The sequence below is a fragment of the Lysobacter fragariae genome, assembly GCF_054779775.1.
The window spans coordinates 76,045-98,999 of record NZ_BAAGXP010000002.1; the positions used below are offsets into that span (position 1 = coordinate 76,045).

22 protein-coding genes are annotated in these 22,955 nt (G+C 67.6%); 14 read left to right on the forward strand and 8 right to left on the reverse strand.

All coding sequences use genetic code 11. The features are described from left to right. Positions 1-260 precede the first annotated feature (260 nt). From ACYVD7_RS02900 to ACYVD7_RS02915, 4 genes are all read left to right on the forward strand, one after another. Entirely contained in the window at positions 261-1,037 is a 777-nt protein-coding gene (locus ACYVD7_RS02900; protein WP_460758850.1) for an AMP nucleosidase, read from the forward strand. Positions 1,038-1,138: 101 nt separating this feature from the next. Next, positions 1,139-1,546: a GFA family protein gene (locus ACYVD7_RS02905; protein WP_460758851.1), complete on the forward strand. Its 408-nt coding sequence runs from the start codon at positions 1,139-1,141 to the stop codon at positions 1,544-1,546. 150 nt (positions 1,547-1,696) lie between these two features. Continuing rightward, a complete protein-coding gene (locus ACYVD7_RS02910; protein WP_460758853.1) occupies positions 1,697-2,290 on the forward strand; it encodes a lysozyme inhibitor LprI family protein in 594 nt (197 codons plus the stop codon). A 90-nt stretch (positions 2,291-2,380) separates the two neighbouring features. Further along, positions 2,381-2,920, forward strand: coding sequence for a DUF924 family protein (locus tag ACYVD7_RS02915; protein ID WP_460758855.1), 540 nt, complete (start codon positions 2,381-2,383; stop codon positions 2,918-2,920). Positions 2,921-3,032: 112 nt separating this feature from the next. Here the strand turns inward: ACYVD7_RS02915 and ACYVD7_RS02920 are convergent, their stop codons facing one another. Next, positions 3,033-4,742, reverse strand: a complete 1,710-nt coding sequence (locus ACYVD7_RS02920; protein WP_460758856.1) for an alpha/beta hydrolase family protein — start codon at positions 4,740-4,742, stop codon at positions 3,033-3,035. Positions 4,743-4,830: 88 nt separating this feature from the next. Further along, complete coding sequence (grxD, locus tag ACYVD7_RS02925) at positions 4,831-5,760, reverse strand: Grx4 family monothiol glutaredoxin (RefSeq protein ID WP_460758858.1); 930 nt, start codon at positions 5,758-5,760, stop codon at positions 4,831-4,833. Between the two features lie 112 nt (positions 5,761-5,872). On the opposite strand from grxD, the gene ACYVD7_RS02930 reads away from it, so the two are divergent. Next, the gene (locus ACYVD7_RS02930) at positions 5,873-6,706 is read left to right on the forward strand and encodes a polysaccharide deacetylase family protein (RefSeq protein ID WP_460758860.1); all 834 of its coding nucleotides are present in this window, start codon (positions 5,873-5,875) and stop codon (positions 6,704-6,706) included. 191 nt (positions 6,707-6,897) lie between these two features. Here the strand turns inward: ACYVD7_RS02930 and ACYVD7_RS02935 are convergent, their stop codons facing one another. The 4 genes from ACYVD7_RS02935 to ACYVD7_RS02950 form a co-directional block, all read right to left on the reverse strand. Next, complete coding sequence (locus tag ACYVD7_RS02935) at positions 6,898-7,566, reverse strand: methyltransferase domain-containing protein (RefSeq protein WP_460759781.1); 669 nt, start codon at positions 7,564-7,566, stop codon at positions 6,898-6,900. A 44-nt stretch (positions 7,567-7,610) separates the two neighbouring features. After that, entirely contained in the window at positions 7,611-8,243 is a 633-nt protein-coding gene (locus tag ACYVD7_RS02940) for an SGNH/GDSL hydrolase family protein (RefSeq protein ID WP_460758862.1), read from the reverse strand. 165 nt (positions 8,244-8,408) lie between these two features. Then, positions 8,409-8,786, reverse strand: coding sequence for a VOC family protein (locus tag ACYVD7_RS02945; RefSeq protein ID WP_460758864.1), 378 nt, complete (start codon positions 8,784-8,786; stop codon positions 8,409-8,411). A gap of 103 nt (positions 8,787-8,889) precedes the next feature. Further along, positions 8,890-10,140 (reverse strand): aminotransferase class I/II-fold pyridoxal phosphate-dependent enzyme, encoded by a 1,251-nt coding sequence (locus tag ACYVD7_RS02950; RefSeq protein ID WP_460758865.1) that lies wholly within the window; start codon positions 10,138-10,140, stop codon positions 8,890-8,892. A gap of 210 nt (positions 10,141-10,350) precedes the next feature. Here ACYVD7_RS02950 and rsgA point away from each other — a divergent pair, with 210 nt between their 5' ends. From rsgA to ACYVD7_RS02995, 9 genes are all read left to right on the forward strand, one after another. Further along, positions 10,351-11,523, forward strand: coding sequence for a ribosome small subunit-dependent GTPase A (gene rsgA / locus ACYVD7_RS02955; protein ID WP_460758866.1), 1,173 nt, complete (start codon positions 10,351-10,353; stop codon positions 11,521-11,523). Positions 11,524-11,790: 267 nt separating this feature from the next. Beyond that, positions 11,791-13,053, forward strand: a complete 1,263-nt coding sequence (locus ACYVD7_RS02960; RefSeq protein WP_460758868.1) for a flavohemoglobin expression-modulating QEGLA motif protein — start codon at positions 11,791-11,793, stop codon at positions 13,051-13,053. A gap of 99 nt (positions 13,054-13,152) precedes the next feature. Next, complete coding sequence (locus tag ACYVD7_RS02965; RefSeq protein ID WP_460758869.1) at positions 13,153-13,932, forward strand: response regulator transcription factor; 780 nt, start codon at positions 13,153-13,155, stop codon at positions 13,930-13,932. Continuing rightward, a complete protein-coding gene (locus tag ACYVD7_RS02970; RefSeq protein WP_460758871.1) occupies positions 13,929-15,785 on the forward strand; it encodes a sensor histidine kinase in 1,857 nt (618 codons plus the stop codon). The genes ACYVD7_RS02965 and ACYVD7_RS02970 overlap by 4 nt, the downstream gene beginning before the upstream one ends. Before the next feature lie 65 nt (positions 15,786-15,850). Then, positions 15,851-16,645 carry a hypothetical protein gene (locus ACYVD7_RS02975; RefSeq protein WP_460758872.1) on the forward strand — a complete coding sequence of 265 codons (795 nt, stop codon included), beginning with the start codon at positions 15,851-15,853 and terminating at the stop codon, positions 16,643-16,645. Beyond that, a complete protein-coding gene (locus ACYVD7_RS02980; protein WP_460758873.1) occupies positions 16,642-16,905 on the forward strand; it encodes a hypothetical protein in 264 nt (87 codons plus the stop codon). Before ACYVD7_RS02975 ends, ACYVD7_RS02980 begins: the two co-directional genes overlap by 4 nt. Before the next feature lies 1 nt (position 16,906). Beyond that, on the forward strand, positions 16,907-17,659 hold the full coding sequence (locus ACYVD7_RS02985; RefSeq protein WP_460758874.1) for a hypothetical protein: 753 nt from the start codon (positions 16,907-16,909) through the stop codon (positions 17,657-17,659). 67 nt (positions 17,660-17,726) lie between these two features. After that, positions 17,727-17,996 (forward strand): hypothetical protein, encoded by a 270-nt coding sequence (locus ACYVD7_RS02990; protein WP_460758876.1) that lies wholly within the window; start codon positions 17,727-17,729, stop codon positions 17,994-17,996. 132 nt (positions 17,997-18,128) lie between these two features. Next, on the forward strand, positions 18,129-20,414 hold the full coding sequence (locus ACYVD7_RS02995; RefSeq protein WP_460758877.1) for an NADP-dependent malic enzyme: 2,286 nt from the start codon (positions 18,129-18,131) through the stop codon (positions 20,412-20,414). 170 nt (positions 20,415-20,584) lie between these two features. Here the strand turns inward: ACYVD7_RS02995 and ACYVD7_RS03000 are convergent, their stop codons facing one another. Together ACYVD7_RS03000 and ACYVD7_RS03005 are read right to left on the reverse strand one after the other, a co-directional pair. Then, positions 20,585-21,826, reverse strand: a complete 1,242-nt coding sequence (locus tag ACYVD7_RS03000; protein ID WP_460758878.1) for a glycosyltransferase family 4 protein — start codon at positions 21,824-21,826, stop codon at positions 20,585-20,587. Continuing rightward, the gene (locus tag ACYVD7_RS03005) at positions 21,823-22,821 is read right to left on the reverse strand and encodes a glycosyltransferase family 2 protein (RefSeq protein WP_460758880.1); all 999 of its coding nucleotides are present in this window, start codon (positions 22,819-22,821) and stop codon (positions 21,823-21,825) included. The genes ACYVD7_RS03000 and ACYVD7_RS03005 overlap by 4 nt, the downstream gene beginning before the upstream one ends. Positions 22,822-22,955 lie beyond the last annotated feature (134 nt).

The following is a 22,955-nucleotide window of genomic DNA, read 5'->3' on the forward strand; positions in this document are numbered from 1 at the left end:
GACATTGGAGTTTCCCCTGGGAATGAAACCGCTCGTCCTGAGCCGGAAAGTCCGCACCGTAGCCTCCCCGGCAGGCGACCGCCAGCCTGACGTTGGTCATGGATGCAGCGCAGGACAGGATCGGCAAAGCCGGCACTTCGACCCGGGCACTTCGAGCCAAAGCCTGCCCGCGCGGAGTGACCGGCCGCCGGCATCCGCGCAACAATGCGAAAAGCCGCGTGTCCTGAACGCGCCGCCGGACAGAAGAGAAGGAGCATCGCGTGAAAGACAAAGAACAGATCGTCGGGAACTGGCTGCCGCGCTACACCGGCGTGCCGCTCGACCAGTTTGGCGAACACATCCTGCTGACCAACTTCAGCGGCTACCTGCACACCTTCGCCCGCCTCGCCGGCGCGACCGTGGTCGGCCTGGACCGCCCGATGCCCAGTGCGACCGCGGACGGCATCACCATGATCAACTTCGGCATGGGCAGTCCCAACGCCGCGACGATGATGGACCTGCTCACCGCGATCTCGCCCAAGGCGGTGCTGTTCCTGGGCAAGTGCGGCGGGCTGAAGCGCAAGAACGAACTGGGCGACCTGGTCCTGCCGATCGCGGCGATCCGCGGCGAAGGCACTTCCAACGACTACCTGCCGGCCGAAGTCCCCGCGCTGCCCGCGTTCGCCATGCAGCGCGCGGTGTCGACGATGATCCGCGACCTCGGCCACGACTACTGGACCGGCACCGTCTACACCACCAACCGCCGCGTCTGGGAACACGACGAAGCGTTCAAGGACTACCTGCGCAAGCTGCGCTGCATGGCGATCGACATGGAGACCGCGACGATCTTCGCCGCCGGTTTCGCCAACCACATCCCCTGCGGCGCGCTGCTGCTGGTGTCGGACCAGCCGATGATTCCGGAAGGCGTCAAGACTGAGGCCTCCGATGCGAAGGTCAGTGCCGAATTCGTCGACAACCACATCCAGGTCGGCATCGAGGCATTGCGGCTGATCCGGCGCAATGGGAAGTCGGTGCGGCACCTGCGGTTTGATGAGTAGACGAGGAGCGCGCCGCTTAATCGCCGGTCCTGTCGATGCCTGACGGGCCGCTCACGGTTGGGCCGATATCCTTGAATTCCAGCAACGCACAGGAGTGCCCCATGTCCATGAAGACCTACACCGGCAGCTGCCACTGCGGCGCCATCCGCTTCGAGGTCGACCTCGATCTCAGCGAAGGCACGGGCAGGTGCAACTGTTCGATCTGCACCAAGACGCGCAACTGGAGCGCGATGACCAAGCCGGAGTCGTTCCGCCTGCTGACGGACGAAGCCGCTATCGCCGACTACACCTTCGGCTCGAACAGTGCGCATTGGCACTTCTGCCGTACCTGCGGGGTGCGTCCGTTCGGGCGTGGTTACATCCCCGAGGTGGGCGGCCATTACGTCTCGGTCCAGGTCACGTGCCTGGACGATGCAACGCCGGAAGAACTGCTGGCGGGTCCCGTGAACTACTGCGACGGCCGCAACAACAACTGGACGGAACAGCCGGCCGAAATCCGGCATCTGTAGGGCGGGTTTCAACCCGCCGCCGTTTCGACCCACGGCGATCCATCCCTTCGATGGCGGGTTAAAACCCGCCCTGCAGCGGGGATTTTTGGCGGCCAATCGCAGTCCCTGCGACCCCCTGCAGGCACACTGTTTCCCCATCAGGGAGCTGCCATGGAAAAAATCTTCTACCTGCTTGCCGGCGCCGTGATCACATGGGGCCTGTACTTCATCCAGCGCCGGCTGGAGCGGCGGAAAACCAGTGAAATCATCGACCGCAACCAGAAGCTGCTCGCTCTCAAACAGGGGCTGGAAGCGAGCAGCACCACGTTGGAGGAACTGCGGCAGTTCGAAGGCCGGCTGATCGGGAAGGCGCAGGCCGCGGTGGAGATCGCCGGGCACTACGTCAGCCAGGCCGGTGAAGTCGCGCGGCAGGGCGAACGTTCCACGCTGACGCAGCGCGAAATGAACGACCAGGCCATGGCCGGATTCCACGCGACCGACCACGCGCTTGAGCGGTCGGTGGCGCACCTGCGCAGCCAGCTGTCCGGCGACGACCTGGGCGCGTTCGAACAGGTGCACCAGGCCTGGCTCGCGTACCGCGATCGCTATGCCCGCTTCATCGCGCAGTCGTATTCGGGTGGCTCGATCCAACCGTTGATCCATGCGGTGACGTTGGAGAGCATCACCGCGGCGTGGAAGCTCGAACTGGAAACCCAGCTCGGCGATGACGACGCCGACATCGAGCTGGTCCCCGACGGTGCGTGAGCGCCGCTGTCATCAGTGCCGCTGTCATCAGCGCTGCCGTCATCAGCGCTGCCGTCACCAGAGGTGTTGTCATCGCAAGGAGATGCAGGCATGACCGACATCGCAGCCGAAGTCGTCGCGTTCTGGCGCGGCGCCGGACCGGATCGATGGTTTGCCGGCGGCGAGGCTTTCGACGCCGACTGCCGCAACCGCTTCCTGCATGCACACATGCTGGCGGCGGCGCGCGAGTTCGAGCATTGGCTGGGCAGCGCCGATGACGCGCTGGCGCTGGTGCTGCTGCTGGACCAGATCCCGCGCAACGTGTTCCGCCGCAGCGCGCATGCGTATGCGACCGACGGCCTGGCGCGCGAGTACACCGGACGTGCGCTGACGCTGGGGTTCGATGCGCAGGTCGAGCCATCGGTGCGGATGTTCCTCTACCTGCCGTTGCAGCACTCGGAGGCGTTGTCCGACCAGGAGCGCTCGCTGGAACTGTTCGCGCGTCTTTCCGGCGGCGACGATCGCTGGGCGCGCCTGCACTACGACATCATCCGGCGCTTCGGTCGTTTCCCGCATCGCAATGCCGCAATGGGTCGCGAAAGTACGCGCGAGGAACGCGAGTTCCTCGCGCAGGGCGGGTTTTCGGGTTAGCCCGGATAGGGCGGGTCTTGCCCCGCAGCATGCAGGTGAGGATGGCGGGTCGAGACTCGCAGCATGCAGGTGAGTAGGGCGGGTCGAGACCCGCCCTACGTTCAACGCGGCGTTACGGCGCAAGCGATTGCTTGCGCAGCCAGCCCAGCAACTGCGGCCAATAGTCCGGATGGAAGCCGGGCGAGCGCATCGCTTCGTTGCTGCTGTCGCGATCGCCCACCCACAGTCCGTGCACGGCGCGTGGCAGCAGCACGAAGTGCGCGTCGGTGCCGGCCAATGCCTGGCGCAGGATCGGCAGGCTGGCATCGACCGGAACGTAGCCGTCGCGATCGCCGTGGATCACCAGCGTGGGCACGCGCACCTTTGTCAGGTCGGGCACCGGATCGAACCACCAGAACGACTGGCTGCGCGCGCTGGGCTTCGCCGGCAGGTCGTCGCGCAGTTCGACGAATCGCGCCCAGCGTGCCGACGCGTTGGCTTTCGCCAGCGCGTGGATGTCGTCGCGGCCGGCGCCGGTGCGGACCCAGTCCATCAGGCGTCGTTCGTAGTCGATGGCGGCGTTGACTTCGTCGACGTCGAGTCCGGCGTCACGCGCGTTGTGTTCGACGCGGAACAGCTCCTGCTTCGCCGGCGCAACGCCCGAGGCCGATTGCGCGATCACGAAGGCGACCTGCGGCGAACGGGCCGCCGCGAGCGGCGCGATCCAGCCACCCTGGCTGTGACCCCAGGTGCCGATGCGCGCGGGATCGATTTGCGGCAGCGTGGCCAGCACCTGCGCGGCGGCGACCCCGTCGTCGGCGAGGCGATGCATGCCGGCGCTGGCTTCGTCGCCGCTGGATTCGCCGCTGCCACGACGGTCGTAGATCAGCGTGGCGATGCCGTGTGCGGCGAAGAAGTAAGCGAACTGGCGATACCCTTCGCGCGTTCCGGGCGATGACATGTGAGTGAGGATCACCGCTGGTATGCGATCGCCATCTTTCGGTGTGGCGTGCTTCGATGCCACGTGCTTCGATGCCACGTGGGATGCGGCTTGCACCGACGCTACCCGCTTCTTGCTGGCACGTGCGCCTTGCCCCTGCTCCGGCAGGATCAACGTGCCCTTGATCGTGGCTTCGCCCGTGGTCCATTGAAGCGGCTGTTCGCGCAGTGCGATGCGTAGCAGGCGGGTGCCGCCGCGCCTCGTGCCGGCTGGGCGCAGCCACAACGCCTCACCGTCCGGGACCAGCGCGTACTGTTCCGGCCACGGCGTGGCCGCCGAAGGTCCCATGTGCAGTGCGCCGTCGCGTTCGACGAGTCCGCGCCAGGCACCACTTTGGTAGTCGATCCACATCGACGCCGGTGAATCGCCCGAGCGCGCGATGGCGTAGATGTTTCCCTGTGCGTCGCGCCATGCGCCACCCAGTTGCCGCGCCAACGGGCCATCGTCCGCGCTGACCAGTTCCAGTCGGCAGCCCGCCGCGCCGGTCGGGGCGACGATGGCCACGTCGTCGACCACGCCGGTGCAGCGCATCGGTCCGTTGGGGCCGGGCAGTTCCAGGGTGAGTTGCACGCCGGCGAAGGCGACGCTCGCAGGCAGTACTTCGCCATGCCCGGCGATCTGCACCTGCGCGCGCCACGCCTCGCCCACGGGTTCGAAACTGACGCGGGCCTGGCTGAGTTCACCTGCGGCGTCGATCAGCCCTTCGTAGGACTTGCCGCGAAATCCGGCCGGTGTTGCCGCCAGTGCGCTGAACGCCGAAACACCGGCCAGTGCCAGTACGAGCAGGCGGCCGGCGCGACGGAAGGAGAGGCGATGGGACGAAAAGCGGTGGTGCGGACTCATGCTGGATCCTCCGGTGCTGGAGGTCGGATGCGGCCGCGCCGTGCCAGGTTTAAGCGGGGCGCACGCTACGGTGCGCCCCGGCCCGTCCTCAGTAGCGCGCTACGTGCGGATCGGCGTCGATCGCCCAGGCTTCGATGCCGCCTTCGACGTTGTACACCTCGCGGAAACCCAGGCCGCGGAAATGTTCGGCTGCCTGCGCGCTGCGACCGCCGTGGTGGCACAGGAACGCCAGCGGTGTGTCCTTCGACAATGCTTCCAGATGCGACAGCGCGGCGCCGTCGAACACCGAGAACGGCACGTTCACCGATGCGATCGCGCGCTCGTCCGGCGGACGCACGTCGACCAGCGTGAGCGAGCCGGCGACAACGCGCGCGTTGGCTTCCACCGTCGTCAGCGACTTCACCTTCGGCGGCGCGTTGGGGTTGTCGATCACCAGGCCGCGACCGCGTTCGTCGTCGACCCAGTCGATCGCCATGCCCTGCGCGCGGCGTGCGCTGGCCGGATCGAACTGCACGCGCAGGCCTTCGGCTTCCGTGGCGATGGCGTTGGCGGCGACCGCGCCGAGCTGCAGCTTGGCGTTGTAACGCGCGTCGATCTCCACCTGCAGCGCATAGCCGTCGCCGGCATCGTCCAGCGCACTGCGCAGCATCTGCGCGGCGGCCGGCGTGATGGTGATGTGCGGCGGGGTACGGTCGGGCGCGGCGACGCCGACCAGTGCGTGCAGTTCGCCGGAATGGGCCATCTGCTCGATGATGTCGCTGCCGCCGACGAGTTCCCCGCCGACGTAGAGCTGCGGGATCGTCGGCCAATCGCCGTACTGCTTGATGCCTTCGCGGATTTCCGGATCGGCCAGCACGTTGACGTGGGCGTAGTCGACATCCAGCGAGGACAACGCCGCCACTGCCTTGGCCGAGAACCCGCACTGCGGCGCACTTGGCTCGCCCTTCATGAACAGGACGACGCGGTTGGACTGCAGCAGGGATTCGATGCGCGAGCGCAGGGCGGGGTCGAGGGACATGAGCGGGTTCCGTCAGGGAGACGGCGATTTTACGCCTCGCGCGCGGGCGCTGTCGGCGCGAACCCCGCGATTTCCCGCCGGGACGCTGGAAGGCGCATGGCATCATGCTCGGATGCAAGAACCGTCCGTTTCCCGTCCGCCGATCCATCGTCCGCCACGCCGCCCGCACGTCTGGGCCATCTGCCTGGCGGCGTCGCAACTGCTGGTTGTTCTGGCGTGGTGGCGCTGGGGCTGGCGCGTAGGTCTGCCGGCGATGGTCGCGTCGCATGCGCCGTTCTGGTGGGCGACGATGAAGGCGGATTCGCGCCTGTTCAGCCCGGTGCTGCGGCGGTTGCCCACGCGCGAGCACTGCATCTGGCTGACCATCGACGACGGCCCCTCCGACGACACGTTGGCGATGCTCGACCTGCTGGATCGCCATCGCGCCCGCGCTACGTTCTTCGTCGTCGGCGAACGGGCCGCGCAGCGACCGGACCTGCTGCGCGAGATCGCGCGCCGCGGTCATTCGATCGGCAACCACAGCCATACCCATCCGCAGGCATGGTTCTGGGCGCTCGGGCCGCGGCAGATGCGCGCGCAGATCGCGCAGAACCAGGCCACCATCGCCGCGATCACCGGCAATGCGCCGCGCTGGTTCCGCGCGGTGGTGGGCATGGCCAATCCGTTTGTTTCGGCGCCGTTGCGCGATCTCGCGCTGGCGCGTGTGGCGTGGACGGCGCGCGGCTACGACGCATTCGCCGGCGATCCGCAGGTTGTCGTGACGCGGATCGAGCGCGACCTGGTGCCGGGCGCGATCGTGCTGTTGCACGAAGGCGCGGGGCATGGCCGGAACGTGGAGATCCTTGCGGCGCTGCTGCAGCGGTTGGAGGTGCTGGGCTATCGGGCCATGTTGCCGGAAGACCTGGAGTCGACGCCGGTGCCGGCGAGGGCGCTTGAAGTCGGATAGTGGCGTGGTCGCGGAACGTGCGCGGAATTCGCCATCCCGGCGCGCGGAAATCCGGAGACGTGGATTTCCGGAGGCGTGGATTTGAGGCGTGGATCTCTTCAGGTGATTGCGATGCTTGATGGCAGCGGCGTAGGGCGGGCCTTGGCCCGCCATCCGATCTGCCGATCGACCGCGGCGGGCCGAGGCCCGCCCTACATCGTCGCGACGATGCGCCAGTTGTTGAACGGCGTATTGCCGAACAGCGGCGTGAATTCGGATTTCAATCCCGCCGCGTCGAATCGAGCGCGCAGCTCGTCGGCGTCGGGGTAGCGCGACGGTCCGGCATTCATCCAGCCCAGTGCGCGTGAGAACACATCGACCGCGCGGGTGATGCGCGCACGCCGGCCGCCGTCGTCCAGCCCGGTGCGGATCACCAGTTTCGCGCCGGGAATGAGCATCGCGATGGCCGCATCCAGCGCGCGCGACTGCGCGTCCGGCGGGATGAACTGCAGCACGTCCAGCAGCGCGACGCTGCCACGATGTTCCGGATACTCGCGGGCGAGGTCGACGGTCGTAAACGCGGTTTCACGCAACCCCGCGCGCTGCGCCGCACGCTGGGCGCGATCGATCTTGCCGGCATCGTTGTCCACGCCGCGATACGGCAGCGCGATCCCCTGCGCCCGCAACGCATGCGCCAGCAGGCCCAGCCCGCAACCCAGATCCAGCAAGGGCGCATCGGTGCCGCGCAGGGCATCGCACACGCCCGGATACAGCGGATCGCTGCCGAGCTTGGCGCGGACGTAATAGTGGTCCCAGCGGTTGCCCAGTACGTGCGCGGGCAAGAATGCCTGCGCGATCGCATGCACGTGCTCGCGCGGCAGCGGGCGCGTGGGCGACACGCGCTTGGATGAAACGATGGTGTCGTTCATTGCGCCAGCAGCGCGCGTGCGACCGGCAATGCCGCCTGTGTCCACAACGTGTACATCGCCGCGGACGGATGCAGGCCGTCGCTGGCGATCATCTCGGCGGCGGCGCCGTGTTCGCGCGAGGCCGGGGTGATGTCGACGAACGCCACGCCTTCCTTCGTGCATACCTGCCGTGCAGCGGCGTTGAAGGCATCGATCTCCGCGCCGATCGACTCCGGTCCGCGCGGCTCATTGCGTGCGAACGGGGTCACGCCCCAGTCGGGAATCGACAGCACCAGCACGCAATCGGCACGGCCGCGGGCGAGGCGGATTGCTCGCTGCAGCAGCGTGTGGAACTCGCTGCCATAGGCGACGGCACTGCGGTTGCGGTACTGGTTGTTGACGCCGATCAGCAGCGAGACGAAGTCGAACGTGCCCAGCGGCTCGGCCGAATCCATGCCCCATTCCAGCTCGTCGGTGGTCCAGCCGGTAGTGGCGACGATGCGCGGATCGTCCAGCATGATGCCTTCCTCGCGCAGGGCGCGAGCCAGCTGCACCGGCCAGCGACCGGCTTCGGCGACGCTTTCACCGATGGTGTAGCTGTCGCCGAGGGCGAGGTAGGTCAGCGAGTTGCCGTTGTTGGCCGCATCCATGCCGGCATTCTACGGCGTGGACTGGAGGCCGGCGTAAAAGCCGGAAGTCAGGACGGGTTTGGGGCGGACGCATCGTCCCGAGCGAGGCGAGGGGCCCTCCATGCCGATCGCGAAAGAACCGACGCGTCGGGCGTAGTCGGCCTGATATGAATTGCCAGGCCTTGCTCAACGCGATTGACTGATACGGAAGACGTGGCCGTCTGGATGGCGGACATGCATCTCGCGGACACCCCACGGCTCATCCGTTGGCGGCAAAGTCACCTCAAGTCCATTCTCCCGGCAGGTCTGGTGGATGGTGTCCACATCGTCTACCCAGATGGACATCCAGACCCCGGCAGTCCCAGCGCAGGAATCCGACGGATCTTGCCGGTGTCCCTGGCCATTGAGGCACAGGAATATCTCGCACTCACCCGAGCCGACTGAGCCAAACGTGGGCGGACTGCCCCAGTCCCAGCACTTGCCCCAGCCCAATGCCTGGAACCAGGCAAAGCTTCGCTCCATGTCCGAGACGTTGAGAATGGGTGTGATGTGCTTGGCGTACATGGAGCCCTCCTGCGCAGAACCGCAGGGCGGGTTTTAACCCGCCGCTTTGGTCGCGCGATCGCGGGTTAGAACCCGCCTTACAGCACCGCCTTACACCACCGCCCTACGCCACTGCCGAGCGCTTGGCCTGCGCCTGCTCGGCGTAGCGGTCCAGCACGATTTCGATGCGGCGGAACACCTCGCGCAGCACGTCCGGCTCCGGCAGCAGGGTCACGCGGAAGTGGTTGCGGTAGGGCACGTTGAAGCTCGATCCCGGCACCACCAGCACGTCCTGCGTTTCCAGCAGTTCCAGTGCGAAACGGTGGTCGTCGAAACCGATCGCCGCATCGCCCACCACCGCCGGGAATCCGTACAGCGCGCCGGCTGGCGCCACCAGGTCCAGGTGCCGGCTCGCGGCCACGCACTCCACCAGCGCGCGACGGGTTTCGTACAGGCGGCCGCCGGGCGAGGTCAGGGCGCTGATCGTGTCCTCGCCATGCAGTGCGGCTTCGATGGCGAACTGGCCCGGCACGTTGGCGCACAGGCGCAGCGCGCCGAGCAGGTCCATCGCGTGGTGCAGGTCGCCGCTGGCCAGCGGATCGCCGCTGAGCACCGCCCAGCCCACGCGCCAGCCGCAGGCGCGATGCACCTTCGACAGGCCGCCGAAGGTCAGGCACGGCAGGTCGCCGGCAAGCGGCGCGACCGGCACGAAGGTCGCGTCGTCGTACAGGATGTTGTCGTAGATCTCGTCCGCCATCAGCAGCAGCTTGTGGCGCGCGGCGACGGCGACGATCTTCTCCAGCACCTCGCGCGGATAGGAGGCGCCGGTGGGATTGTTCGGGTTGATCAGCACGATTGCGCGGGTGCGCGAGGACACCAGCGATTCGATTTCCTCCGGGCTCGGCAGGAAGCCGTCCTCCGGCTTGCACTGGTAGTACACCGGGCGGCCGTCGTTGAGGATGGTCGCCGCGCTCCACAGCGGATAATCCGGCGACGGCAGCAGCACCTCGTCGCCCGGGTTCAGCAGGGCGCGCAGCGACAGGTCGATCAGCTCGCTGACGCCGTTGCCGACGAACACGCGCTCCGGCGACGCATTGGGCGTGCCGCGCTGGCGATGGAAAGCGGCGATGGCCTCGCGCGCGGCCGGCAGGCCCTGCTGGTGGGTATAGGGATCGGTCTGCTCGATGCGTTCGGCGATCGCGCGCTGCAGGTGTTCCGGCGCACGGAACCCGAACGCGCCGGGATTGCCGATATTGAGCTTGATCTGCTTGCGGCCCTGGGCTTCCAGCTCCCGGGCTCGACGGGCCAGCTCTCCGCGGATTTCGTAACGGACTTCGGACAGGCGTTCGCGGGTCTTGACGGGAGGCTGGGACATCGGGGTAGCAGGTCGGTGGGCGGGCCAGACTAGCGGAAAAATCCCGTCGAATCAGCGCATCCGGCCACTTTCCTGGCCTCCCGCATGGGGGAGTGAAGTGAAGTGACCCCGCCGCGCCGGCCTTCCAGAGGGCCCCCGCGCAGCGAGAGGCGCGCCGGCAGCGCGGGCACCCCGCTAGAATCCGGGCATGCACGCCTTCCGCGCCCCAGTTTGAGCCAGCATCCGAACGAGCATCCGAATCGGGATCCGAGCCCCGATCCGTCCGCCCTGCAGGCGATCGGCTGGCCGCTGGCCGACGATGGCCTGCCCGGCGAAGCCGCCTGGCGCGAAGCCCTGGTCCTGCGGCCCCACGCCCGCCCCGCCCGCGTGGTCGAGCAGCACCGCAGCGGCTACATCGTCGCCGACGGCCCGGACCACAGCTTCACGGTCGAGTCCCTGCCCGAATGGCAGCGCCCGGCGACGTATCGCAAGGGCGGCAGCGCGCCCGAGGAACGCCCGGCGGTGGGCGACTGGGTGCTGATCGAAGGTGCGCCGCCCAAGCACGCGAAAATCGTCGAACTGCTCCCGCGCCGCACCGCGATCAAGCGCGCCGCCGCCGGCGAGCACTACAAGCAGCAGCTGATCGCCGCCAACGTCGACACGGTGTTCGTCGTCTGCGGCCTCGACGCCGACTTCAATCCGCGTCGCATCGAGCGTTACCTGCTGCTGGTGCGCAGCGGCGGCGCCGAACCGGTGGTGGTGCTGACCAAGTCCGACATCGCCCAGGCCGACAGCGCCGAGGCGGTGGCCGAGCTCGCACTGGCCGCGCCCGACGTCACCATCCTCGCCGTGAACGCCAAGGACGCCGCCAGCGTCGCCGGCTTGAACGCGTGGCTGCAGCCGGGCTGCACCGCGGTGCTGGTCGGCTCCTCCGGCGCGGGCAAGTCGACGCTGACCAACACGCTGCTCGGCGTCGAGAAAATGAAGACGAATACGGTGCGCGAAAACGATTCGCGCGGCCGCCACACCACCACTTACCGCGCGCTGATCCCGCTGCCGACCGGCGGCTGCCTGATCGACACGCCCGGCATGCGCGAGCTCAAGCCCACCGGCGAGGAAGACGTCGCCGAGAACTTCAGCGACGTCGAAGCGCTCGCCGAGCAGTGCCGCTTCCGCGACTGCAAGCACCAGCGCGAACCCGGCTGCGCGGTGCGCGCCGCGATCGAGGCCGGCACGCTCGACGCACAGCGCTTCGCCAATTTCCTCAAGCTGTCCGACGAAGTCGCCGCCGCCGCGAACAAGGCCGCGGGCCGGCATGCGGAAAAAGCGGGCGAGAAGACGCACAGCAAGGCGCCGAACAAGACGCCGAACAAGCGTCCGGATGAAAAGCATGGGCGGCGTTAGGAGCGCCCCGGCCTCGTGTTGTCATCCCGAGCGCAGCGAGGGATCTGCTGGTTTGCCGGGAAAAAGAAAAAGCAGGTCCCTCGCTGCGCTCGGGATGACAGTAGCAATGTCCCCCTCCCTTTCGCGAAGCGAAGGGGAGGGTTGGGGAGGGGTGTCTTTGACCCTTCGCCCGTACTCAACCGAGGTAGCTGTCAAGGCGCCGCGCGCTGCGCGCACGGCACCCCTCCCCAGCCCTCCCCTGCTACGCAAGGGAGGGAGTAAACAGCCATGACCGACCTCGCGCCCGACATCGCCCACCATTCCGCGCTCGATGCGCGCATGGTCAAGGCCGTGCGCGGAATCCGGCTGCTGAACATGGTCAGTTGGCCTGCCAGCGTGCAACGCGATTTCCTCGGCGAAGCCGCGCAGGGTCGCTACGCGCTGCCGAAGGTCGAGTACGCGAAGAACGACTTCAGCGAAGCGCGCCGGGAACTCGACGCGATCATCGCCGCCGCCGATGCACAGCATCCGATGGGCCGCTACATCGTCGAGTCGGCGACGAGCTGGTCGATCGCCGCCGAACTGCTCGAATGCCTGGGCACGCCCGCCGTCACCACGCACTCGGTGCGCCTGTTCGGTCGTCCCGACGAACCGCTGCCGGGCAACGGCCCCAGCACGCGCGAAGCCGCCCGGCACTTCATCGAGATCGCCAACGAACTCGACCGCGAACTGCTCTCGCCCGCCGAGCACGTGCCGATTTCCGCCACCGCGTTGCAGTTGCAGTTGCAGGCGGCGCTGGACGACTTCTTCGACCGGCGCGTGATTGAAGTCGTCCTCGATCCCGACCTGATCGCCAAGGCGGCGGCCGGCGCGACCCGCATCCGCCTGCGCCACGGCGCGGCGTTCAGCGACTACGACCGCCACCAGCTGATCGAGCACGAGGCCTTCGTGCATTCGCTCACCGCGCTCAACGGCCGCGAGCAGCCGCACCTGCCCAGCCTGGCGTTGTCGTCGCCGCGCACCACCGCCACGCAGGAAGGCTTGGCGACCTTCGCCGAACAGATCACCGGTGCGATCGACATCGAACGCATGAAGCGCATCAGCCTGCGCATCGAGGCCGTCGCGATGGCGCTCGACGGCGCCGATTTCCTCGAGGTCTACCGCTACTTCGTCGCCGAGGGGCAAACGCCCGAGGACAGCTTCACCTCGGCGCAGCGCGTGTTCCGCGGCGTGTCGCCCACCGGCGGCGCGGCGTTCACCAAGGACACCGTCTACCTGCGCGGCCTGATCAGCGTGCATACGTTCTTCCGCTGGGCGTTGCGGCAGCGCAAGTTGCTGCTGTGCCGACGCCTGTTCGCCGGCAAGATGACCCTGGCCGACGTGCAGCGCTTCGAGCCGTTGTTCGATGCGGGTGTGGTGATACCACCGCGCTGGATGCCCGAGTGGGTGGTGCGCGCCAACGGATTGGCGGGAATGCTGGCGTTCTCGCTGTTCGCCAACCGGATCCGGCTGGATGCGGTGTCGCAGAGCGCGGACTTCATTGACATCTGAGCGATGCCAATTACCGGCGTCTGCCGGTGGTTCGCCACGCAAGCCCGGATGACTCTGGCGGGCGGCTATCATGGCCGCCCACAGGGGAGGGTGCGGACCATGCAATCTGTCGGGCTCAGTCCGGCCCTGGTCGTCGAAGACGACCTGCCGACGCAACGCCGACTCCGCCGCATCCTGGTGGAGGTCAGTGCCAGCGAGGACGTGGCGGTGGCCGGCTCGATCGCGCAGGCCCGCGCCATGCTGGAAGAGAAGGACTTCCGCCTGGCCATCATCGACATCGGCCTGCCCGACGGCAGCGGCGTCGACCTGATCGCATGGCTGCACGAACATCAGCCGACAGTGACGACGCTGGTGGTGTCGGCGTGGGGGCACGAACAGGTCGTGATCGCAGCGCTGTGTGCTGGCGCCAGCGGCTACCTGCTCAAGGAACGCGACGATGTCGAACTGCGCGCGTGGATGCAGACCGTCGCCCGCGGTGGCGCGCCGATCGATCCCGCCGTCGCGCGCTGCATCCTGAGCCGCCTGCCGACTGCGCCGAACACGCCGCCCGCGCCGGAATTGACGACCACTACTGCTGCTGTTGCGACTGTCGCCCGCGAAGCCACGACCCACGAGATCGCGTCGAACGCACCCGCCGCGAACGAGGAATTCCCGCCCCACGACCTCGCGCTGGTGTCCGGAAGCATCGCGCTGTCGCATCGCGAAGGCGAGATCCTCGACCTGGTCTCGCGGGGCTACAGCAACCGCGAGATCGCGGGACTGATGGCGATCTCGCGCTACACCGTCGAGGACTACACCAAGAGCATCTACCGCAAGTTGTGCGTGAACTCGCGCACCGCGGCGGTGTTCGAAGCCAAGGCGCTGGGACTGCTGCATTGAACGCCTGGCGCATCGTCCTCATTGCCGTGCTGCTGGCGCTGTCGCCCTCGTCCGCGCGTGCGCAGGCTCCTTCTTCCGACGCATCCGGCGTACAGACGTTCGCGCAAGCCCAAGCCGTCCGCGGCACATGGGATTCGTACACGCCGCCGGCAACCGGTTGGGAGCCGGTCAAGCTGATGGACGTATGGACTACGCGTTGGCCGAAGCACGACGGCGTGGTCTGGTACCGCGTGCGCTGGAACCAGGCCGACGCAGCGCAACCGACGGCGGTGCTGCTGGACTACGCCTGCCTGGCGCGCGCGGTCTACGTCAACGGCAGCCTGGTCGTACGCGATCCCAGCCTGGTCGAACCGTTGTCGCGCAGCTGGGTGAAGCCGACCTACCTGCTGCTGAGTCCACCGCTGTTGCGCAACGGCGAGAACACGCTGCTGGTGCGCGTGTCCGGACTGGCCGCCTACCAGCCGGGATTGGGTCCGGTGAAAGTGGGCGATCCGGCGCGCCTGGACGCGGCGTACCGCGAAGGCGTGTTCGTCCGCCGCGACGTGTACCTGGCCCAGATCGCGATCAGCCTCGCACTGGGCAGCCTGTTCCTGATGTTGTGGCTGCTGCGGCGCAAGGACACCACCTACGGCTGGTACGCGGTGAATGCGCTCGCGTGGATGCTGTACCGATGGAACTTCGTCGCCGAGGACATCCGTCCGTTTGCCAGCACCGACGCCTGGCAGGCGTTCGTCGCCGCGATGTTCCTGGCCTCGAGTAGTGCCTTCACCGTGTTCCTGCTGCGTTACATGGACCTGCGCTGGCCGCGTCGCGAACGCGCGCTGCTGCTGGTAAACCTCGCAGCGATCGCGATGGCCGTGTTCGCGCCATCGTCGATGGGGCCCGGGCGCGATCCCTGGATCATGCTGGCGGCGGCCATCTACTACGGCACCTCGGTGTGGTTCCTGTGGGCCGCCGCGCGCAGCGGTCGCCGCGACTGCCAGGTCATGGCCGCGTGCCTGCTGATCCCCATGCTCACGTCGATACATGACCTGCTGGTCTTCTTCGACGTCGTGCGTTCCAGCCGCTTCCTGATGGTGTTCTCGGTGCCGTTGTCGCTGCTGAGCATGGGCTTCGTGCTGGCCTACCGCTTCGCCGCGGCGATGCGACGCGTGGAGGGCTTCAACCAGGAGCTGAAGGCCGAAGTCGAAAGCGCCACCGCCCAGCTCAAGCAGACGCTCGTCCGCGAACACCAGCTCGACCTGAGCAACACCCGTAACGAGGAGCGCCTGAACATGGTGCGCGACCTCCACGACGGCTTCGGCGGCAGCCTGCTGGCGACGATATCGGCGCTTGACAACGCCGCGGCCGACGAAACTTCCAAGGCCCCCAGCGCGCGCGACGTGTCCACCCGGCTGAAGGAACTGCGCGACGACCTGCGCCTGGTGATCGACACGACCACGCATGACCAGGACATGGACCTGGCGGACATGCTGGCGATGCTGCGGCATCGCTGGAATTCGCGCCTGGACGCGTCGGGCATCGACGGCTACTGGCACCTGCTCGGGCTCGACGGCCTGCGTTTCGGCCCGGCCCGCAGCCTGGAAGTGCTGCGCCTGCTGCAGGAAGCGCTGACCAACGTGCTCAAGCACAGCGGTGCCAGCCGCGTGGACGTGACGATCGAAGCGATCGACGACCAGTTGCGCATCGAGGTGCGCGACGACGGCCGTGGCTTCGACCCACAGACCGCGCACCGGACCATGACGGGTGCGGGCATGGGCAGCCTGCATGCACGCGCGCTGCGGCTGGGCGGGCGGTTGTCGATCCACAGCACGCCCGGCCAGGGCACATCGCTTCAGTTGGTTCCCGCGTAAAGGAAGCGATGGGTGCTGGAAACCCCTGATTCCGGGGATTGCCGCGCGACATCCGCTCCACAACGATGGACCCATCACAGGAAGTGGTGGAGAACGACATGGAAACCGTCAGCGATGCTTTCAACGAAGCGCATCCGCCCTTCGTTGCTTCGGTCGACCAGATGCCGCCGCCGCGCACGCAGGCCGGGGTCATGGGCTCGTCGACCATCGGCAAGGACAACTTCGACAACGTCCGCGATCCGGCCTACCTCTGGCAGGACATGCCCGAAGTCACGCCGACCGAACGCAAGCGGCGCGACGACACCCGCAAGGCCAAGCTCGAACAGGTCGAGGGCTACCACCTGCGCCGCGAGCGCTACTGGGAACTGGTGCGCCGCATGCAGTTCGCCGAGGACGTCGAGTACGAAGTCACCCTCACGCGCGGCATCGAGACGACCCACCAGGTCACCGAATCCAAGACGTCCACCGAGAACATCGGACTGACCCTCGGGCTGCAGCTGTCGGGCGACCTGTTCAAACCCGGTGCGGCGAAGAAAGCCGCCGCGTTCCGCGATGCAAGCCGGGCCGCCAACGTCGAAGCGGAAACCAGCCTGGAATTCACCTACCAGCTGACCAACGAACTGCGCTTCGAACGCGTGGACTCGCAGACCTATCGCGAAGAGACCAGCCTCACCACGCGCACGACGTACCGGGGCGGCAACGTCTATTACGTCTGGCAGCTGTCGGAAGCGCTGGTGATGTCGCGCAAGCGCCCGGGCAAGGAGCTGGTCGAACCCATGAACGACATGGTGGCCTCGACCGGCGTCAACTGGACGGATCGCTACACCTATGCACCCAACGACCAGGGAGAGGACGAATGAGCGGACATCACAAACTCGAACCGGGCGGCGTCGCCACGTTCTCGACGCGACCGGTGGGACTGTCCACCAAGCTGTTCATCGAAGGCGGCGACCACGACTCCGAAGCGGTCTGGCACATCGAACTGTGCTGCAAGCCGGACAACACGCTGGTCGTCGATCCCAAGAGCCAGACGACCATCGATGTATCCGCCGCCGCGGGTGCGCTGGTGTCCGTGCGCAACGACGGCTGGGCGTCCTTCACCACGTGGACGGACTACTGACATGGACATCAAGCGCAAGCGCGACGCCGCCGATGCGACGCCCCTCCATGCCGCCTTCGCCGATCCGGCCGGGCGCGAACTGCTGGGGCGCATCAACAATCGGCTCATCCCCGACATGACCGGCGTCAACGCCGGGCGCCGACGCGCGATCCGCTCCGCGCAGCTGATCGCCGGCAACCGCGCGGTCAGCGCGCCCGACGCGGCGCTGGTCAGCGCCACGATCACCGACTGGGGCCGCGCCCTGGATGTCGTCCGCGCGTTTGCCGAACGCCTCACGCCCGACGCCATCCGCCAGGTCGATGCGCTGGTCGCCCAGGTCAACGACCCGACCCGGATGGCGGGCGAGCTGCTGCAACTGATGGTCACCACGGGCATGGGCTTCTCGCCTGCGGAATACAAATGGATGCTCAACGAATTGCAGCTGGCGTCGTTCGAGCCGCTGCAACTCATCTGCGATGGCGACCCGCGTGTCCTGCAGGCCATTTGCCGCACCGCGTTTGCCGGCGACAACGGCCTGCTCCAGGTCGGCTTCGTCGATCTCGGCGACGACGCGGAAGTTAACGAACGCGTACGCGGCGCATTTGTCCGGGCGCGTCGCGCCGGGCTCACCCTCTCGGTGTTCCACCTGCTGCCCGCGATGCTGCTGGCCGCGGCGGAGCTGGGCCTGGCCGCGGATGGCCATGTCAGCCGGGCAGTGCGGGCGCTTTCGCCGCGCTACGAGCTGTTCCGAGAACAGGCCGGCACCGCCGGCTGAAATCACGCCCTCGCCCGAGCGCAGCCGACTCACGGCGCTCCGGCCCCTACGAAAAAGGAGAACGACGATGTCCGAAGTCGACGACACCACCCAGGCCGAGCTGGCCTATCGCGATTGGGAACCGGGCGAGAAGGCAAGTTCGCCCAGGAGCACGCGGAACACCTTCAAGGTGCGCAACCCCACCGGCGAGGCCGGGAAGTACTCGCTGAAGATCGGCGCCCATTCCACCCAGCACTTCCGCATCGGGGCCCACAAGACCGAGTCCCACGACTGCACGGGCCAGACCGTCGTCGGCACCAATGACGGCAAGACGGCGCTGGAGTGGCAGCGGACCTGAGCCTGCGCTCCGGGGCCGGGTGAGCAGCCTCGCCCGGCTCCGTCCCGATGGCGTCACGGTTTTGGCCCGGCCGGGCGGGCCCGGCCATGGTTGGGGGCTAGAATCGGGGGCCCCGTCTTCACACGTCACCCGATGTCCAACCACGACGAAGAATTCAAGCAGGCCGCGCTCGAGTACCACCGCCTCGAGCCCAAGGGCAAGATCAAGGTCACCGCGACCAAGCCCATGGTCACCCAGCGCGACCTCGCCCTGGCCTACTCGCCCGGCGTCGCCTACGCCTGCGAGGAAATTGCCCGCGACCCGAAGTTCGCCAGCGAGTACACCGCGCGCGGCAACCTCGTCGCGGTGATCTCCAACGGCACCGCGGTGCTCGGCCTGGGCGACATCGGCCCGCTCGCCGGCAAGCCCGTGATGGAAGGCAAGGGCGTGCTGTTCCAGAAGTTCGCCGGCATCGACGTCTTCGACATCGAAGTCGACGAGAAAGACCCGGACAAGCTGGTCGACATCATCGCCTCGCTGGAGCCGACCTTCGGCGGCATCAACCTCGAGGACATCAAGGCGCCGGAATGCTTCATCGTCGAGCGCAAGCTGCGCGAGCGGATGAACATCCCGGTGTTCCACGACGACCAGCACGGCACCGCGATCATTGTGGGTGCCGCCGTGCTCAACGCGCTGGAAGTCGTCGGCAAGAAGATCGGCGACGTGAAGCTCGCCACCGCCGGCGCCGGCGCCGCGGGCATCGCCTGCCTGGATATGCTCGTCGCGCTGGGCATGAACCCGCAGAACATCCTCGCTTTCGATCGCGAAGGCGTGCTCTACACCGGTCGCGGCCACATGGACCCGGACAAGCAGCGCTACGCGCGCGACACCGACAAGCGCACGCTGGCTGACATCGTCAACGGCGCCGACATCTTCCTCGGCCTGTCCGCCGGCGGCGTGCTGAAGGCGGAAATGGTCGCGACGATGGCCGACAAGCCGGTCATCCTCGCGCTGGCCAATCCGTACCCCGAAATCCTGCCGGAGGACGCGAAGAAGGTCCGCCCCGACTGCATCATCGCCACTGGCCGTTCGGACTACCCGAACCAGGTCAACAACGCGCTGTGCTTCCCGTACATCTTCCGCGGCGCGCTCGATGTGGGCGCCACGGAAATCAACGAAGCGATGAAGCTCGCCTGCGTGCGTTCGATCGCGCAGCTCGCGCGCATGGAAGCCAGCGACCTTGCCGCTGCCTACGGCGGTGAAGTGCCCAAGTTCGGCCCCGAGTACCTGATCCCGCGCCCGTTCGACCCGCGCCTGCTGGTGATGCTGGCGCCGGCCGTCGCGCGCGCCGCGATGGATTCGGGCATGGCCACGCGTCCGATCCTGGACATGAAGGCCTACGAAGAGAAGCTCGGCCAGTTCATCTACCGCACCGGCCTGCTGATGAAGCCGATCTACGACCGCGCGCGCAGTGATCGCAAGCGCGTCGTCTATGCCGAAGGCGAAGAGGAAACCGTGCTGCGCGCCGTGCAGACGGTGATCGACGAGGAACTGGCGCACCCGATCGTGATCGGCCGGCCGGACGTGATCGAGTCGCGGATCAAGCGACTGGGCCTGCGCATGAAGCCGGGCGTCGACTTCGAGCTCACCAACATCAACTCCGATCCGCGCTTCGACGATTACTGGCAGCAGTACCACGCCAGTACCGAGCGTCGCGGCGTCACCCCGGCCGCGGCGAAGAACCTGTTGAGGTCCCGCCCGACGCTGATCGCCGCGATGATGGTCGAACGCGGCGAAGCCGACGCGATGATCTGCGGCCTGGTCGGGCGCTTCCACAAGAAGCTCGGCTACCTGCGCAGCATCTTCGACTTCGAGAAGGGCGTGCAGGGCACTGCCGCGATGACCGGCGTGATCAACGACCAGGGCGTGTGGTTCTTCCTCGACACCCACGTGCAGGTGGACCCAAGCGCCGAACAGATCGCCGAAGCCACCATGCAGGCGACGTTCCGCCTCAAGCTGTTCGGCATCGAGCCCAAGGTCGCGCTGCTCTCGCACTCCAACTTCGGCAGCCACGACAACCCGTCCGCCGCGAAGATGCGCAAGGCCTACCAGCTGATCCGCGAACGCGTGCCCAAGCTCGAGATCGATGGCGAGATGATGGCCGACACCGCGTGGGACGAGGAACTGCGCACGCGCATCTTCCCCAACACCACGCTCAAGGGCCGTGCCAACCTGTTCGTGATGCCGAACCTGGACGCCGCCAACATCACCTACAACATGGTGCGGGTGATGACCGACGGCGTCGCGATCGGCCCGATCCTGATGGGGCTGGACAAGCCCGCGCACATCCTGACCCCGGCATCGACGCCGCGCCGCGTCGTCAACATGACCGCCATTGCAGCGGTCGACGCGCAGATCCGCGCCGCGCGCAAGGCTTGATTTAGTGCCGATGCTCCCTCTCCCGCTCGCGGGGGAGGGAGGCGAGGGCCACGGAACCTCGAACCAAGCCTTACCCTGTCATCCCGAGCGCAGCGAGGGATCTGTTTTTCACGACGAAACAGCAGATCCCTCGCTGCGCGCGGGATGACAGAGCAAGGCCTGCCGAGCCCCTAGCCGCCCCGCATCCGCCGCGCCGGAGCCCGCTGCGTCAGGGCCTCACCCAGCGCCCCGGTATCCAGCTGCCCGGTCACCCGCGGCCGACCCGGCGCAGCCATCGCACCCAGCTGCTGCGGCTGATGCAGCAAGCGTCGATACACCGCCTCGGTGCGTTGCGCGAAACGCGCGACACCAAACTCCGCCACCGCCTTCGAACGCGCTGCCGCACCCATCGCCGGCAGTTGCGCGCGCTGCCCCAGCAGGCGCGACACCGCCACCGCAATCGCGGCCGGGTCGCGTACCGGCACCAGCCAGCCCTCGCGGCCGGGCGTGATGTTCTCCGGCAAGCCCGCATAGCTCGTCAGCAGCACCGGCTTGCCCATCGCCATCATTTCGCGGCAGGCGAACGAGATCGTCTCCACGTCGAACGACAGTACGAAGCCCACGTCCACCGCCGCCATCGCCGGCCTGACGTCGTCCAGCAATCCGGTGAACACGACATGCCGATCCAGACCCAGCGCCGCGATGCGTTCGCGCTGCCTTGAGGTCGGCGGCTTGCCCGCCAGCAGCACGCGGACCTGGTCGCGCTGTACCGCCGGCAGCAATGCCAGCGCCTCCACCAGGTCCATCCAGCCCTTGTAGTCCGCCGTGCCCGCATTGCTGCCGAGTACGAGCGCAGGTGCTGCGCCCGCAAACCAGCGCGCGCGCTCCGCATTCGCAACCGTTGTCGAAGCCGGCGCGTAACGGTCGATGTCCACGCCGTTATGCACCGTATCCAACCCGCAACGCCGATACACCGATTGCTGCAGGTCGCGCAGCGTGTAATCGCACACCGCGATCACCTGGTCCGTGCCGTTGCGCGCGCGCCACCAGTGACCCAGCCCGCGCACCGGCTTGGAGTTGTGCTTGGTCAGCACGATGCGCGGTCGCGCCTGCAATCCCCGCAGCGCCGACAGCACCAGCCGGTGATCCGCCGATCCGTTGACATGGACCACGTCGAAGGCTTCCTCGTGCAGCAGGCGTGCCAGCGCACGTCGCGCCTGCGCGCGTTCGCGCCAGCGACCCAGCCCGTTCGGAAATGCCTGCGCCACCGCCCGCACGCCCGGCAACGCCTGCGCTTCGTGCAGCAGGCGGCTGCCTTCGGGCGCGGCGACGACAACTTCGTGTCGCGTCGCCAGCGAACGCGCCAGCGCCACCAGGTAAGTCGTATGCCCGCCGCCTTCGCCGGCGTGGAAGTTGGTGTAGAGCAGCTTCATGCGCGCGAATCCTGCGTGCTGTGATCAGGCGTGCCGCGATCAGCCGCCACGTCCGTCGCGCTCTCCGCGCCGGCCGCTACCGGCGCCTTGTGCTGCTTGCGATGCAGCAGCACGCTCAACGCGCGCTCATACCGACGCCACCACGGCGCGCCGCCGCGCATGCACAGTCCGGCGTAGCGCCGCGTTTCCTTCCATGACGGATCCGGCTTGGTCTTGAACTCTAGCCGCGCCAGTTCCAGGCAGGAATCGTCGATCCCCACCATCCGCGCGTAATGCGCGATCAGCGCACGCGAACGCATCCGGTTGAGGTAACCCTGCGACGCATCCTGGTTCGACCACCAGCCGTTGCTGTCGTGGATGCGGTAATCCACCTGCCCGGTGGGCAGGTACAACTTGCGCGCACCCAGGATGCTCGCGCCGTACACCAGCGCGTTGTCGGCCGACAGCTTCCAGGTGCGGATGATCTCGTCGGGCAGCTGCAGCGACAGCCGCGCCCATTCGCTGCGCATCGACAACGCCGACGTCGGCGCGCCGTACCACGCGGTCGCGGCGTACGTGCTGATCGCGGTGTAGCCCAGGTCGATGGGCGCATCGCCCAGCCCGACCACGCGCTCGCGCTGGCCGAACCAGCGCATGTCGCTGTAGATGAAACCGACCTCCGGCCGGCGGTCGTACACCGCGCCGACCCGCGCCAGGTAATCCGGCTGCCAGCGGTCGTCCGAATCGAGGAAACAGATCACGTCCACGTCCGGGGACACCAGCGCGATCCCGCGCTGGAACGCCGCCAGCTGCCCGCCATTGGGCGCGCACAGCAGCGTCACCAGCGGGTGGTGGCCGTAGCGCTCGCGCAGGAGTTCGGCGGAACCATCGGTGGAACCGTCATCGACGACCACGATCTGGGCCGCCGGCCGGCCCTGGGCCAGGGCGCTGTCGATCGCTTCGGTGACGTACTGGCGGTAGTTGTAGCTGGTGACGACAACGGCAATGCGGGTCATGCAAGGCTCGGGGGCGCCTGGCAGGCGGGGCCACCCATGGTCGCCGGCCAACGCGGACAGGGACGTGAATGCCACGAGGCAATTGCGGAACGGGTTCGCAGATCCGGCAAACCACCGCGATCGGTTCAGTCGCG

Coding starts and splice junctions, on each gene's coding strand:
- ACYVD7_RS02905 (WP_460758851.1), top strand. CDS start 1,139: ATGTCCATGAAGACCTACACCGGCAGCTGCCACTGCGGCGCCATCCGC.
- ACYVD7_RS02910 (WP_460758853.1), top strand. CDS start 1,697: ATGGAAAAAATCTTCTACCTGCTTGCCGGCGCCGTGATCACATGGGGC.
- ACYVD7_RS02915 (WP_460758855.1), top strand. CDS start 2,381: ATGACCGACATCGCAGCCGAAGTCGTCGCGTTCTGGCGCGGCGCCGGA.
- ACYVD7_RS02920 (WP_460758856.1), bottom strand. CDS start 4,742: ATGAGTCCGCACCACCGCTTTTCGTCCCATCGCCTCTCCTTCCGTCGC.
- grxD (WP_460758858.1), bottom strand. CDS start 5,760: ATGTCCCTCGACCCCGCCCTGCGCTCGCGCATCGAATCCCTGCTGCAG.
- ACYVD7_RS02930 (WP_460758860.1), top strand. CDS start 5,873: ATGCAAGAACCGTCCGTTTCCCGTCCGCCGATCCATCGTCCGCCACGC.
- ACYVD7_RS02940 (WP_460758862.1), bottom strand. CDS start 8,243: ATGGATGCGGCCAACAACGGCAACTCGCTGACCTACCTCGCCCTCGGC.
- ACYVD7_RS02945 (WP_460758864.1), bottom strand. CDS start 8,786: ATGTACGCCAAGCACATCACACCCATTCTCAACGTCTCGGACATGGAG.
- ACYVD7_RS02950 (WP_460758865.1), bottom strand. CDS start 10,140: ATGTCCCAGCCTCCCGTCAAGACCCGCGAACGCCTGTCCGAAGTCCGT.
- ACYVD7_RS02960 (WP_460758868.1), top strand. CDS start 11,791: ATGACCGACCTCGCGCCCGACATCGCCCACCATTCCGCGCTCGATGCG.
- ACYVD7_RS02965 (WP_460758869.1), top strand. CDS start 13,153: ATGCAATCTGTCGGGCTCAGTCCGGCCCTGGTCGTCGAAGACGACCTG.
- ACYVD7_RS02975 (WP_460758872.1), top strand. CDS start 15,851: ATGGACCCATCACAGGAAGTGGTGGAGAACGACATGGAAACCGTCAGC.
- ACYVD7_RS02980 (WP_460758873.1), top strand. CDS start 16,642: ATGAGCGGACATCACAAACTCGAACCGGGCGGCGTCGCCACGTTCTCG.
- ACYVD7_RS02985 (WP_460758874.1), top strand. CDS start 16,907: ATGGACATCAAGCGCAAGCGCGACGCCGCCGATGCGACGCCCCTCCAT.
- ACYVD7_RS02990 (WP_460758876.1), top strand. CDS start 17,727: ATGTCCGAAGTCGACGACACCACCCAGGCCGAGCTGGCCTATCGCGAT.
- ACYVD7_RS02995 (WP_460758877.1), top strand. CDS start 18,129: ATGTCCAACCACGACGAAGAATTCAAGCAGGCCGCGCTCGAGTACCAC.
- ACYVD7_RS03000 (WP_460758878.1), bottom strand. CDS start 21,826: ATGAAGCTGCTCTACACCAACTTCCACGCCGGCGAAGGCGGCGGGCAT.
- ACYVD7_RS03005 (WP_460758880.1), bottom strand. CDS start 22,821: ATGACCCGCATTGCCGTTGTCGTCACCAGCTACAACTACCGCCAGTAC.